Annotated in this window: 8 protein-coding genes; all 8 read right to left on the bottom strand. The window is 64.2% G+C overall.

Going from position 1 to position 13,667, the window contains the following annotated elements; all coding sequences use genetic code 11:
* Positions 1 to 506: 506 nt before the first annotated feature.
* Positions 507 to 1,619: a sugar kinase gene (locus CHRYSEO8AT_RS10840; RefSeq protein ID WP_159849895.1), complete on the bottom strand. Its 1,113-nt coding sequence runs from the start codon at positions 1,617 to 1,619 to the stop codon at positions 507 to 509.
* Positions 1,616 to 2,794 (bottom strand): SGNH/GDSL hydrolase family protein, encoded by a 1,179-nt coding sequence (locus CHRYSEO8AT_RS10835; protein ID WP_159849893.1) that lies wholly within the window; start codon positions 2,792 to 2,794, stop codon positions 1,616 to 1,618. Before CHRYSEO8AT_RS10835 ends, CHRYSEO8AT_RS10840 begins: the two co-directional genes overlap by 4 nt.
* A gap of 21 nt (positions 2,795 to 2,815) precedes the next feature.
* Positions 2,816 to 3,568: an SDR family NAD(P)-dependent oxidoreductase gene (locus tag CHRYSEO8AT_RS10830; protein WP_159849891.1), complete on the bottom strand. Its 753-nt coding sequence runs from the start codon at positions 3,566 to 3,568 to the stop codon at positions 2,816 to 2,818.
* A gap of 37 nt (positions 3,569 to 3,605) precedes the next feature.
* A complete protein-coding gene (locus CHRYSEO8AT_RS10825) occupies positions 3,606 to 4,901 on the bottom strand; it encodes an MFS transporter (RefSeq protein ID WP_201304412.1) in 1,296 nt (431 codons plus the stop codon).
* 57 nt (positions 4,902 to 4,958) lie between these two features.
* The gene (locus CHRYSEO8AT_RS10820) at positions 4,959 to 7,199 is read right to left on the bottom strand and encodes an alginate lyase family protein (protein WP_236547511.1); all 2,241 of its coding nucleotides are present in this window, start codon (positions 7,197 to 7,199) and stop codon (positions 4,959 to 4,961) included.
* Complete coding sequence (locus CHRYSEO8AT_RS10815; RefSeq protein ID WP_159849887.1) at positions 7,196 to 9,388, bottom strand: polysaccharide lyase 6 family protein; 2,193 nt, start codon at positions 9,386 to 9,388, stop codon at positions 7,196 to 7,198. Before CHRYSEO8AT_RS10815 ends, CHRYSEO8AT_RS10820 begins: the two co-directional genes overlap by 4 nt.
* Before the next feature lie 142 nt (positions 9,389 to 9,530).
* A complete protein-coding gene (locus tag CHRYSEO8AT_RS10810) occupies positions 9,531 to 10,268 on the bottom strand; it encodes a FadR/GntR family transcriptional regulator (RefSeq protein ID WP_159849885.1) in 738 nt (245 codons plus the stop codon).
* Between the two features lie 55 nt (positions 10,269 to 10,323).
* Positions 10,324 to 13,182: a TonB-dependent receptor gene (locus CHRYSEO8AT_RS10805; protein WP_201304411.1), complete on the bottom strand. Its 2,859-nt coding sequence runs from the start codon at positions 13,180 to 13,182 to the stop codon at positions 10,324 to 10,326.
* Positions 13,183 to 13,667 lie beyond the last annotated feature (485 nt).

Genomic DNA, 13,667 nt, shown 5'->3' with positions numbered 1-13,667 from the left:
TTTCTCTGCGGCTTATACCACCCTAAGGCTACAGGTCGCCCCGTTTCAACCTGACCGCTGAGTCTCTGTCGTCAACGAAATCCCCTCGTCAGAACAGCATCCGGATCCCTGCTACTCCTCACTCCCGCTCTATTGGGAATAGACCATAAAATTTGAGCAATCTCCGCCGTCTAATCGGCGGACTAACCACGCTACTGGCTCTGCAAGGCGCAGCCATCGCGATCCCTGAGCCGCTTTTATACCGACGAATTCATCCGACATATTGGCAATCGTGTTGAGACGATACCGTCATCTCAATGATCGCCTAACATTGGCAATGGGCCAGAGGACAATCATCTCTGGCATTAAAGGGGTCGAAGATCCCCTCCCTGTAAACCGCGAAGCGCAAACTGTGCCTAAGACACGCAAGAGCCGGTGCGAGCGGCAATATGTGTAATGGGAAGGTCTAGCGAAGGGGTGAGGCAAGACAGGGATTTGCGTCGGAGGGGCCTGGTGTATTCGCGCGTTCACCTGCGGGTTAAAGCAGGCGCTCCGAGCACGGCGGTCTCGACCTCAGCCGCCGATACATTGGCGTTGTCCCCCGGCGTGGTCATCGCCAAGGCGCCGTGCGCCGTGGCGAGATCCACGGCTCGCTGCGGCGTCCCGCCCTCAAGCAGCCCTTCGATCATGCCAGAAGCGAAAGCGTCTCCGCCGCCGACACGGTCAAGCAGCTCCACGCTCGGCCGTAGTGTCGAGACCCAACGCGCCGATCGGCCTTCCAGTACGCCCTGCCACGCGTTCACCGAGGCGGACTTGGGCTCGCGCAACGTATAGGCCACGGCTCTTAACTGCGGGAATGTCTCGAAAACGGCCCGAGCGGCCGCGTGAGGCGGTCCGTCGTCCATGGGCGTTCGTCGTGGCTCCAGCGTGCTGAGATCCATGCCGAGACAGGCGGCCAGACCAAACTCATCACCAAACAGCAGATCGCATTCCGCGACGATGGCTTGGTTGATCCGACGCGCGGCGTCTGGCGACGGATGGCTGTCCCATAGGCTGGCCCGGTAGTTGAGATCATAGGACACCATGACGCCATGGCGACGGGCCGACTGCACGGCTACCACAGCGGCCTCGGCCGTCTTCTCGGAAAGGGCTGCGAATATGCCCCCTGTGTGAAGCCACCGCGCGCCGCCGGCGCCGAACAAACGATCCCAATCGAAATCGTCGGGCGCGATCTGCGACGCGGCCGAGTTTGCCCGGTCCGACACACCCAGCGCGCCGCGAAGCCCAAAGCCCCGTTCGGTGAAGTTCAAGCCGAGACGTGTCGATCGACCAATGCCGTCATAGGTCCGCCAAAGGATTTCTGAAGCGTCCACCCCGCCCTGTCCAATCAGGTCGAGGGCCAGGGCGCCGAGTTCGTTGTCGGGCAAGGCCGTGAGCACACCTGTCCGGCGACCGAACGTCTTTCTCAGCCCTCGGGCGACATTGTATTCGCCGCCGCCCTCCCAGACCCTAAAGTTGCGAGCGCTGCGCACGCGGTCTTCTCCCGGATCGAATCTGAGCATCACCTCTCCGAGAGCCAGACAATCCCAACGCCGACCTTCGGCGGGAAGAATGGGCCAGGCCTCTACAGCCCCGATCATTTCGGGCTGCAGCCGAAGACCGATAGATCGACCGCCTCGGACATCAGGGCGTAGCCAGCGTCATTGGGATGCAGCCGGTCGTCGCGGCTGGCGCCCGCCAGAAAACCTTCCGGCTTTGCCGGGTCGCGCACGGCGGCGTCGAAGTCGATGACGGCGTCGAATACGCCGCCGGTTCGGATGAAGCGGTTCAAGGACTGGCGCGTCGCCTCGGAGACGGGCTCGTAGCGTTCCGATCCCTCGAACGGCGTCAGGCTGCCGCCCACGACCTTGATCCCGTGGTCATGCAGTCGCGCCACGATCTGCCGATAGCCGAGTTCCATGTCTGCAGCATCACGGCCTGGGCGCATCAGGGGGGCGCCGCTGTGGCGGATGTCATTGATGCCTTCGAGCAGGATGACGAAATCGACCTCAGGCTGAGCGAGGACATCACGGTCGAGCCGCGCCAAGGCGCTGTGGCTGCGGCCATGATCCATGAGGCGGTTGCCGCTGATGCCCTGATTGAGCACCACGACCTGTCCCGGACAGGTCTCATCAAAGCGTCGCGCGAGCACCGATGGCCAGTCGAGATGCGCGCCGAGGGTGGCCGTCGCGCCTTCGGTGATCGAATCGCCGAGCGCGACAACGATGGTCGGGGCCGCCTCCCGCGCTCCGTAGACGGCGGAGACCACATTCTGACGACGAGTCAGCCGGGCTTCGTCGCCCACGTCGACAAGGCCTGCGACGACCCGAACCGGCGTGCGCCGGACAGCCGGCCGCGTCGGCTCGGGGAAATACAGGCTCATGGCCACGTCGGCGAAAGCCGGAACAGCCAGGGCCACCGGGTCGCTGATCAGCGCCGCTCCGACGGGGACGACGATGTCGGACCGGCCGTTGAACAGGACGGGAAGCCCGTTTCCGTCCTCACCCTTCTTTCGGACGGCGAGATGGGACACATGCAGGGGCGCATCCCCCAGTTCATTGCTGATCCGGAACCGAAGCGCGTTCGCAGAGGCACCGAGTCGCATGTCCTGACGCACCGTCTCGGCGTTGAACTGAAGCGGAGCTTCAGGTGTGCCGTCCCGGCGATCCGGAGCAGGCGATGCGGTCCACAGGGGAACCCATACCTCGGCCGCCGTCCCCCCCGTCGCGGTCAGAACGGCGGCGGTGCAGATGCTCGCAAACAGGTGTTTCAGCATGGGTGCCCTCCAGCAGGCGGATCAGGAAAACGACGCGCCGCCGTTCACATCGATGTTGGCGCCGGTGATGTAACCGGCCGCGTCGGAGGCCAGGAAGACGGCAGTCTCTGCCGCTTCCTGCGGACGACCTTCGCGGCGAAGCGGAACGCTTCCGGCCACAGCCTGGCGCACTTCGGGCTTGGTGAAGTCGTCGTGGAAGCGCGTCGAGATCATGCCGCAGCACAGGGCGTTCACGCGGATGCCCTTAGGGCCCAACTCCTTGGCCATGGCGCGCGTAAAGGTCATGACGGCCGCCTTGGAGGTGGCGTAGATGGCGGCGCCAGGTCCGCCGCCGTCGCGCCCGGCGAGGGAGGCGAAGTTCACGATGGCAGCGCCCTCGCCCATGTGCGGCACGACCGCCCGCGTCGTCAGGAAGACCGAGGTCATGTTCAGGTTCATGACGGTGTGGAAGAAGGTCTCGTCGATATCCGCGAGCGGTTTGCGCGCGACCATGCCGCCGGCCGTGTTGATCAGAATGTCGATCGTGTCTCCGAAGGCAGCCTGGGTGGCGGCGACCAGGCCGTCCACCGCCGTCGCATCGGTCACATCTGCCTTGTGAACGATCGCCGTGCCGCCAGCCGCCTCGATCAGGCGCAGGGTCTCTTCGGCGCTGGCTGAATCATTGGCGTAGTTGATGCAGACCTTGGCGCCTTCTGCAGCCAGCTTCAGCGAGACCGCGCGGCCGATGTCGCGGCCGCCGCCGGTGACGATGGCCACCTTATTGTTCAGGGTCATGGTCGTCTTGTCCTTTGGAACGGGAGAGGTTGAAAAGTCAGGCTTGGTCATCGACGACCTTGGCGACAGGTCCATCGACCTTTTCGATCCGGCCGGTGACGAACCAAATCGCCGCCAGCGACAGCGGCACAAGCGCCGCCACCAGGATGAAGATCGGGGCGTAGGAGACCTTGGTCATGACGGGCACGAGCCAGGTTGTGATCAGGGTGCCGGCGACCGCCGCCATGCCGCCGATGCCGGCTAGGGACCCGACGGACTTGCCGTGAAAGACATCGCCGGGAAGGGTCTGGATATTGCCGATGGCGATCTGGAACCCGAACAGGACGCCGGCGATCGTGAGCACCGCTACGGTCGGATCAGAAGCCAGAACTGCACCGAGCAGCGCGGGCCCCATGATCACGCAGCCCAGAGTGATGGTCCACTTACGGGCGCGGTCGATGCTCCAGCCGGAACCGATGAGTTTTCCTGAGAGCCATCCGCCGAACAGGCTGCCGAACATGGCGCCGACGAACGGCACCCAGGCGAAGATGCCGATCTGCTTGATGTCGAAGGCGAAGGTTTCCGCCAGATAGATCGGCAGCCAGGAGACGAACAACCACCAGATCGGGTCCAGGAAGAAGCGCGAGATGACGATGCCCCAGGACTGGCGGTGCGACATCATCTGTTTGAGGGTGGGCGTATAAGCGGCCGCCGCAGCCTGCCCCGTCTCTTCCGGCGCATCCAGAATAAGCGCGCGTTCCGCAGCGTTGACCCAGGGGTGGCGATCGGGACCCGCGCGGTAGATGATCAGCCACGGCAAGACCCAGACGAAGCCGAGGCCGCCGATCAGGAGGAAGGTGCCCTTCCATCCCAGCGACAGAAAAAGGAAGGCGATCAACGGTGCAGAGATGATGGCCCCGATGGAGGCCCCGGCGTTGAAGATGCCCTGGGCGAAGGCGCGTTCCCGAGGCGGAAACCATTCCGCGTTGGCCTTGACCGCGCCCGGCCACGCGCCGGCCTCGCTGATCCCCAGCATGGCACGGAAGATGCTGAACGAAGCGATGGAGCCGGCCACCGAATGCAGGGCGATGGAGATCGACCAGACGCCGATCGACCAGGCGAACCCCAGGCGGGTGCCGATCCGATCGAACAGCCGGCCAAAGGCGAACTGGCCCGCCGCGTAGAAGAGCATGAAGATGGTGACGAGAAGGGCGTAGTCCTCCTTGGTCGCGCCGATCTCGCCGGCGATCTCCGGCCACATCACCGCGAGCGCGTTGCGGTCGATGTAGTTGATCACCGTCGCCACTGCGATCAGGGCGATGATGGCCCACCGGATGGCGGATGGTTTCTGCATAGTCCTCACTCCCATGTCTCGGGCCCATGTCTCGGGTCGGTCGCGATGCGCCGGCCTCTATCGATCCAGGCGCGCCCAGGCGCCGGTCCACTGGTAGGTCTGACCATCGGCCGAAACGGTGTGCGAGCGACCCTCCGCCGGGTCGTCGGCGACGCCGAGCACGAGCCGCTTGCCCGACGGCAGGGTCAGCACCACCACGGTCGCGTCGTCGCCACGCACCTGTCGGATCGACTGCACGCCGCTGGCCGCCCCGGTGACGGTTTCGGCCGTTCCGTCGTAGAGGCCGTGCGGCTCCAGGACGCCGACGAAGCTGACATCCTTCTGACCATCCACACGCTGGATCAGGGACGGTTCGCGCCTCAGGTTGAAGTCCGGGTCATTGGCGCCGCTCTCGGCCAGAATGGCGCGCGACGGGGCGTCGGCCGCGAACCGATAGGTGTAGAACCGTCCGTCCAGAAGCCAAGTAAGGCTGCGCGCCTCCGTCGTCGGCTCGGAGGACGCATCGACCCAGAGATGCTGATAGCCGTTGGCGGCGCCGAGGACCGGACGGGAGGCCACGGCGCGTTGCGCCTCGAACCCGACCGTCATGATGTGACCGTTGTAGTGCAGCGGCAGGTCGTACCGGGCAGGCCGGTCGCCGCTGACACGCAGCAGATCGACGACCACGGACCGACCGAGTTCGGGATGACGCACGAGCGCCTGGGTGCGGGTGAAGACGACGCCATCATAGGCGCCCGTCTGCCGCGCCGACACAATCTGGGTGTCTTCGTCCGTGTCGAACACCAACCGCTCGGGCGGGCGCGCCTCGCCGACGCGCCAGTCGCCGCCGAAATGGCTGGCTTCGTTCACGATCAGGGTGTTGTGGGCGACGGTCTGTTTCGCCCAGGAGGTGTTCTCGGGCAGATAGATTCCGCCTGCCTTGGCTTCGATGTTCAGGAACCGGGCCGCGCCATAGTCGGACACCACCGTCCGACCGTTGTTGTAGAAGAGCCAGTTCAGCTTGTCGAAATGACCATGGCCCATGCCCTGGGCCGTGGCCTTGAACACCAACGCCTGCCCATCCGGACCGCCGGACCGCAGGATGCCCAGTCCGCCGCTTTCTCCGTCCGGGCCGTCGCGCAGCATGACCGATCTGAAGGCGAAAGGCTCCGGCGCGCCCTCGGCCAACCCCTGGGCGACCTTCAACCCGTCCGGAGACAGCAGGGTGCGCCCCTGCGCCTCGGCGATCGAAAGAAGACCGCGCTCTCCGGTGCGGGCATAGGCGACCGCGACCCCGGCCACGAGTTCCTCGGTGTCCAGACCCTTGTCGAGAATGGCGTCGTTGATGGGTATGAAATAGCCGGCGTAGCTGGACTGTATCAGCGTATCGACCGCTTTCAGAAGCACGCCGTCCCGGTGACGGAAGATGCCGCGTTCGGGTTCGTTCTGATCGATGGCGCGTGCGAAGATGATGAAGGGCGCCATGGCGTAGCGCTGATAATAGGGCCCTTCCTCGTAGTAGCCGTCAGGCGAGAACAGTTGGTCGATCTGGCGTAGGAAGCCCGCCTCACCGGTCTTGGCCAGACCGGTCAGCGCCTTTTCCGTCAAGTCTCGATCCCGCAGGACGTAGCCCGTCATGCCAACACCGGCGACGGCCCAAGTCGCATGGTTGTGGATACGGTCGAAGTTCTGCGGCGTCTCGTCCGACAGGAAGCGCGCCATGCGTCGGAAGACGTCGTCGTCGATGGTCTTGCGATCTTCGGCCGACAGGGTGTCGCGAATGGCGTCGTATCCTTGGCTCGCATAGACCAGCCAGACGGAGTCATTCAGCGTCTGCCAGAACAGGCGACCGGGGATCTGGCCTCGCCCTGCCGGGTGGGCGCCGAGCGTCGGATAGAGTTTGGCGTATTCCAGCAGCACGTCCCGCGCATGGTCTGCATAGGCCTTTTCGCCGGTCAGGCGGTAGAGGGCGCCGGCGTTGTAGACGGCCTGATAGTTCCGCTTGTGCTGTTCGTGAGTGAAACCGCCGCCAGGGTCTTTGGGGATCGGCACATTGATTGGTCGCGCCATGGCGGTGCGGACAGCGCGTTCGACGCGCGCCTGTTCGGCGGCGAACAGCGGATAGCGCGCGCCAGTCTCGGCCATGGTCCGCCAGTCGGACGGCGAAACGAGCACGGGGCCTGCGTCGTCGGCGGACGCGGTCTGGACGGCGCTGGACAGGACGACGGTCGTCGGAACCTGCGCCAAGGCGGCGGACGCCATCGCGCCGAAGCCGACGCCGACAGTCAAGATGAAGGCGAGTGAGCGGCCAGGAATCATCGGGCGGTCTCCGCAGCAAGGTCGGATTGGAGGTCAGGCGTGCGCACAAACTGGTTGTCTGAAACCAGAAGGACGGGATCGCCGACCGTATGGGTGAAGCGGACGGGGCCGCTGTCGATCAGGCGGTTGCCACGCAGTTCGGCGTGCTGGACGCCCCGCATCAGAACAGCGGGGCTGTCTGGCGAACCCACGTGATCGAACAGAGCGTCCCACACCTTGAGTGTCGGGCCGAAGGTGCTTTCGTCGGTTCCGCCGCGATAGAGGTCGACGACGCCGCCGCCGACCTGCCGGAACACGCCGCCTTCGATCTCGACCCGCTCGGCGTTATAGGCGCCCTTGTCGTCGGTCTCTGCGGCCGCCGAGACGACGGCGCCGGACACATCGGAAATCGTCATCCGCCGCAGCGCGATCAGGGCGGCCATGCTTCCCTTTCCCGTCGAGACGACGTTGAAGCCCCGGTTGACGGTCAGCCCGTCGATGCGGCTGTCTTCCAGGATCAGCTCATAGTTGGCGGCGTTCGATCCCGGCCGCACGCGGATCACGGCGTTGCCGACCTCGTCCGGCGCGTTCCGGCCGGACACAGTCACCCGCGACAGTCTCAGCGAGCCCCCGGCCTCGATCTGAAACAACGCGGGCCGACTGAAGGCGATTTCGGCCACGCCATTCACCGGTCCCTGAACCGTCAACGGCGCGTCCAGGCTGAGGGTCCGATCGACCTCGTACCGACCCGCTACAAGCTCCAGCCGGTCACCGGGCGCCGCAGCCTCGGCCGCCGCAGCCAGCGTCCCCTCCCCCGGCCGCACCGCGACGGCGTTTCCGCTGTCGAGCCGAACCATCGCTGCGTCCTTCGAGTACCAACTCACGCCGACTTCGGTTCTGGCGATCGGACGGAGACGGACGTCCGCCCCGACGCCGACCGTCTCTTCCGGCATCATCAGGCCGGTAGGGCCAGAGACAAGACGCACCTGCCGTCCCGTCACCCCGTCGGCCAAAATCGCCGAAGCCGTCGGGCTCTGGATATTGCCCGAGAACGCGAAACCCGACAGATCGCCCTGGCCTCGCACGGGGTCCGCCCCCTCGGCGGTCGCGACGATGAGATTGCTCGCAAAACGCGTCTGGCGCGGCGCGGCGGAACGCTCTTCATCCATGCCGGCGCCGAGAAGGACGCTGCGTACATCGATGAGGGTATTGTTCTCGATCACCGCCCCGACGACGGGGTGATAGCGGTTGATCGGAGACTCCGGCACGCCATACATGACGCTCAGTGCCGCAGCGAAGCCGTCTCCGGCCAAGCCTTGCATATAGTTGTTTCGGACGGTCTGGTCGCGATTGATGATGCGGACGCCGCCGGTATGGGGTTTGCCCCCGCCGATGAAGACGTTGTTTTCGACCAGATTGCCGTCACCGTGACGCAGAACCAGTGCGCCGCGCGAGTGGAAGAAGACATTGCCGCGATAGATATTGCCGCCGGACTTGTTGGAGACGATCTCGACTTCGCCATCGCAACCTTCGAACCAGTTGTTCTCCACGAGTGTACGAGAGGCCGACAGCGAATCTGCGCTGGTTCCCACCCGCAGGGTCTCGCCGCCGTTGGAGCCGAGATTGGGCCGCGGGCCGAAATAGTTGTGGTCGATGCGGTGGCGGTTTTCGAGCCCCTGCGTCGCGTCGCGCACCACCACCAAAGTCGTGCCGAGGTTGGTCTTGCCGACGAGATGATTGTGATCGAAGCGATTGTCTTGGCCGTACATCGCCACCCAGTTGTCGGAGGCGGCGCGATCCGGCTTGTTGAAGCCGTCGATCACCACGCCGGTCACCCGGCTTTCGATCGCCCTGCGGTCGCGGGACCGCCTGAAGGAGACGACCTCTCCGGTCGGCGACCAGCCGTCGCGAAACACCAGATTGGAAACGACGAGTTGGCGGCCGGACAGACGCAGGTTGGACTGGCCGGACAGGATCACACGCCCCGGCGTCTGCGCCGTGAGCGTTATGGGACGATCCGGCCGCCCTTCGCCCTCGAACAGAATCTGGAAGTCGCGCCACTCGCCGTCTGCGAGACGGATGGTGTCGCCCGGCTGCGCGGCGCGGACCGCGCGCTGATACTCAGCCGGCGTCTTCACCAGGGTCGAGGTTTCCGCCGCCGCGGCGCCGGACCAGAACAGGACGGCAGTCGCCGCCAGCCTTGCCAACATGGTCGTCTCCCACGGTCCGGCTTGTCCCGCCGAACTCCTTCAGACCTTTCCGGTCGAGGAAGACGCTACCAGTGAACCCCTAGAAGTCCAACCATTTGGTGTGGTGATTTGCGATTATTTTCATACCAATTGGTCCGGCAAATTATCCTCGCGTGCTGATCATGAATCGTTCGCGGCTGGCGGCCATCTGACGTTCCAGTTCCTGCATCGCCGAAGCCGCGCTTGCGTCCAGCATGACCGACAGCAGCCGGTTGAAGTGGTTGCGCATGGCGCGCCGGGCCGCCGCGCCGTCGTGGGCCTTCAGGGCGTCGAGGATGGCCGTGTGTTCGGCGACCCGCGAGGAATCGTCGATCTCACAGACCGCCTTGTGCGCGGCCCTCACGTGCGGCTGCTCGGTCCTCATCCGCCAGAGATTCTCGATGGTGTGGAGCACGGCGGCGTTGTTGGCCGACGCGGCGATGACGTGATGGAATTCGCGATCCGCCGTGTCGGGATCCAGATCCGGATTGCTGCCGTCCATCGCCTGGACGAGATAGTCGAGACGCGCCAGGGCCTCGTCCTGGATGACCGCCGCCGCCAGGGCGGCGGCTTCGGACTCGAACAGCGAGCGGGCTTCCGTCACCTCGAAGGCGCTCACTGTCGGCAATCCGTCCGAACGGGTTTGGTTCGCACAGACGAAGACGCCCGAACCGGTCTTGATCGAGAGCTTGCCCTGAGCCTGCAAGGCCAACTCGGCCTCGCGCACGGTGACCCGGCTGACGCCGAAACGATCGGCCAGTTCACGCTCGCCCGGCAGCTTCGCACCTGGCCCGAGACCTTCGGTCGCGATCAACTGGACGATCTGTTCGGCCACGGAATGGAATAGACGGCTCTGTCTCATGACCCGAGCTTAGCCGAACCAGGGCGTCGGGCCAATCGGTCCGACGCCCCCATGATCAGAAGCGATAACGCAGGCTGGCATAGTATTTCGCGCCATAGGCGTAGTAGCCGCGCGTGCTGCCCCAGACCGGCATGTCCTCGATGCGCGGCTCATCGGTGATATTCACCGCCTCGACTTGGACGCGAGCGTTGCGGTTGATGGCGTAGCTGGCGCGAAGGTCGGTCGTGCCGACGCCGTGGACATAGCGAAGCTGTGCGTTTCCACCCACAAAGTCCTGATAATAGTCGGACCGGTATTTGTAGATGGCCTGCAGATCGAGCTTGCCGATCTGATAGTAGAGCTGCGCCGCCAGCACATGTTTGGACATGCCGGACAGACCCGCCGGAGGAATGATCCCCTCGGTGACTTCGCCCGTGGCGGCGTCGACGATGTCGCCCAAACGGACGTCCTGATTTTCGAAATCGAGATCGGCGTAGCTGTAGCTGATCTTGGTTCCCAGGCCGTCGAACGGCGCGGGCAGATTCGAGAACCTGTGAGCTGCGGTGATTTCGAAGCCCAACAGGGTGCTTTCGTCGTCGCTGTTCTCCGTCTGGGTCACGGGAACGACGACGGTCTGACCATCGATCGTGAAGCTCTCGTCATAGGCGACCGGCTGGAAGCCGCCGGTGAATTGCTTGGCGTAGAGCGCCAAGCTGTAGAGCGAGTCCTTGTTGGCGTAATATTCCAGCGACAGGTCGGCGTTCCACGACATCAGCGGCTCAAGGCGCGGGCTGCCGTTGGCGGTGATGTTGCGCACCGCGTCCTCGACGCTGGCGTAGTCCGTCCCGGTATCCACGGTGATGATCCGTCCCGCACCCAGGGCACTCGGCGCAGGCCGCGACATGGCGCGGAAGACCCCTGCGCGCAGAAGCAGGTCCTCCTTCAGTTCGAAGGTCAGGTTGAGGCTCGGCAGCCAGCGCGTCGTGCCGGCCTCGATGACCACCTCGTCGAACGCACCGGTGGGGACGAGACTGATCGTTCCGTCCGGATTGTTGACGACATCCAGGTCAGCGCGCAGGCCCTTGGACGTCACCTGGGTATCGACGACGCGAACGCCGACATTGCCGCGGAGCGGCAAGGCGCCCAGCGAGGTTTCGAAACTGGCCATGCCGTAGGCGGCCAGGACGTCCTCGGCGACGTCACGGTTCTCCACCGCGCGGATGTCGAGCGGCAGGCCCGTGTCGGGCGTGCCCGCATAGGACTCGAACAGGCAGACCGCGTCGAACGATGCCCAGCTGTTGATGCTGTTGGACTCGGAAATCTTCAGAAAGTCGCGCTGCGGGAAGGCGCGGCGGCAGGCCAGGTTCGCAGCCCGGTCGACCGCGCGATCATCCTGGGTGAACTCCACGCGGTTGTCGAAGTCGGTGAAGGTCATCTCGGAGTAGCGAACGCCGGCGTCGAAGGCGGTGAACAACCCGCCGGTCGGCTGATAGGTGGCGTCGAAGCGCGCCGCCATGATCTCGTGGTCCCTCTGGCTCTGGTCGCGCCGGATGCGCGCGTCGTCGCTGAACAGATCGTGGTTGTTGATATCGAACCGCGGATCGATGGTGAAGGTCGGCACAGATCCGTTACGCAGATCCATGGTGTAGGGCACACGCTGATTGTTCAGGGCCGTTCGGTTACCGTAGATGTCCAGCGGGTCGGACCTGAGGCGGACGTTGCGATCCGTCTCGTTCCGGAGCGTATGCGACCACGAGACGTCCGCCTTGATCGTCAGCGCGTCGGTGACATCGTATTCGATGTTGAGCCCCGCGCCCTCATAGGTCTCCGAGCGGTTCTTGAAGGTCGAATTGACCTCTATCGAACTGTTGCCGCTGACCGCCTCCAGGACGTGGTCCGCGTTCACCACCCGATTGGTCAGGCCGTAGCGGGCCTCGGAGATTCCCAGTTCGGAGCGGCGCTCGTTGTAGGATCGGTCCGAGTATTGATAGTCGAGGTTGATGTTCAGTCGGTCGTTCGGACGCCATTGCAACGCGCCGAACCAGGCGTCGCGCGTGTCATCCTCCTGAATCTGGCGGAAGATGTAGCTCCCAGGCACAAGATAGAAGGGCGTCCCCGCCGCGGCCTGGCCGCGGGTCACTTCGGCGCAGTTTCCAGCCGCAGTCTGAGCGTCATTACAAGCGTACCAGGTGCTGCTGGCGTTATAGACTTCCTCCGGGTTCGTAACGTCATTGCGCTGGAAACCCAGCGACAGACCGACCCGTCCGAGCGATCCCGCATCGAACTGATCGACATAGCTGACCGTCCCCCGGTAGCCGGGACCATTGGGCTGCAGTAGCCGGTCATCATAGGGATTGAAGTTAAGCTTGCCTTCGACCTGGATCCGCCTGCGATTGAAATCCAACGGCCGAAGCGTGCCCAGTTCCACAAGACCGGAGACGCCGCCCTCCACCAGGTCGGCCTGCTGGGTCTTGTAAACCTTGATCTGATTGATCAGTTCGGACGGAAACTGGTTGAAATTGACCGAGCGATCGCCGCTGCCGTTCGTGGCTTCACGACCGTTGAAGGTCGAGGCTCCAAGGAAGGGTCCCAGACCGCGGATCGACACCTCGGACGCACCGCCCTTTTCGCGGTGCGACGCCGCCCCGGTGATGGTCTCGATCGCTTCGCCGACGGACAGGGCCGGCAAGTCCCCGATCTCATCCGCCGTCAGGGCGTCCACAATGGTCGCCGATCCGCGCTTGGTCTCGATAGAGGTCTGAACGGTACGTCGCGTCCCGGTCACCACAACCTCGTCGACGGACGTCGCACCTGCGCCAACGTCCTGCGCCATGGCGGCGCCTGCAAACGACAGGGCCGAAACGCCGCCCATCATCATGTATTTTCCGCCACGCACCAGACATGCGGATCCACTCGTCACGAACGAACGCTTCATCCCGGGCCTCCCAGAGCCTCATTTTTGTTACGGGACCGTCGCTCGGATTAGACCAAGATGTCAACAATATTAATAGACCAATTTTGCCTCAAGGCCGCAAAATAACAGAACCAATTGGTATGCTCGCCTCGCTGCCCTGCGTGGTCTGCTCACTGTGAGTGCCGGCCAACTGAGGCTTTGGTTGCTGGGTTGGGACGCCCGCAAAATAAGCCTCCACCCGCACTCGACTCTGCATGTCGCGCAGGCGCAAAGCTTCTTGCTCTCCCCTGCTCTGGAGCCCTAACGCGCTACACGACATTAGGCTGACGCCGAAAGCTGCCGTTGAGCAGCACTGTTTTTGCTCTCGGGGATCTAATTGCATCGCTTTTTGCATCGCTTTTTTCGCGTCGAATCTGAGGCAGGCGGTTCTCGATGGCACGGCGCCCGAGGCCCTCTCGCTTTACGCGATCATACATCGCGGCCTGACTCTCACTTGGGATGAACAA

The organism is Brevundimonas sp. G8 (assembly GCF_902506205.1).
Classification (GTDB): domain Bacteria; phylum Pseudomonadota; class Alphaproteobacteria; order Caulobacterales; family Caulobacteraceae; genus Brevundimonas.
The sequence above is the reverse complement of the archived record's forward strand: the minus strand, read 5'-3'. Positions and strand labels throughout refer to the sequence as shown.

Bases quoted from the DNA above. Each gene is read 5' to 3' on its own strand.
- CHRYSEO8AT_RS10840 (WP_159849895.1), bottom strand. From the start codon at position 1,619: ATGATCGGGGCTGTAGAGGCCTGGCCCATTCTTCCCGCCGAAGGTCGG.
- CHRYSEO8AT_RS10835 (WP_159849893.1), bottom strand. From the start codon at position 2,794: ATGCTGAAACACCTGTTTGCGAGCATCTGCACCGCCGCCGTTCTGACC.
- CHRYSEO8AT_RS10830 (WP_159849891.1), bottom strand. From the start codon at position 3,568: ATGACCCTGAACAATAAGGTGGCCATCGTCACCGGCGGCGGCCGCGAC.
- CHRYSEO8AT_RS10825 (WP_201304412.1), bottom strand. From the start codon at position 4,901: ATGCAGAAACCATCCGCCATCCGGTGGGCCATCATCGCCCTGATCGCA.
- CHRYSEO8AT_RS10820 (WP_236547511.1), bottom strand. From the start codon at position 7,199: ATGATTCCTGGCCGCTCACTCGCCTTCATCTTGACTGTCGGCGTCGGC.
- CHRYSEO8AT_RS10815 (WP_159849887.1), bottom strand. From the start codon at position 9,388: ATGTTGGCAAGGCTGGCGGCGACTGCCGTCCTGTTCTGGTCCGGCGCC.
- CHRYSEO8AT_RS10810 (WP_159849885.1), bottom strand. From the start codon at position 10,268: ATGAGACAGAGCCGTCTATTCCATTCCGTGGCCGAACAGATCGTCCAG.
- CHRYSEO8AT_RS10805 (WP_201304411.1), bottom strand. From the start codon at position 13,182: ATGAAGCGTTCGTTCGTGACGAGTGGATCCGCATGTCTGGTGCGTGGC.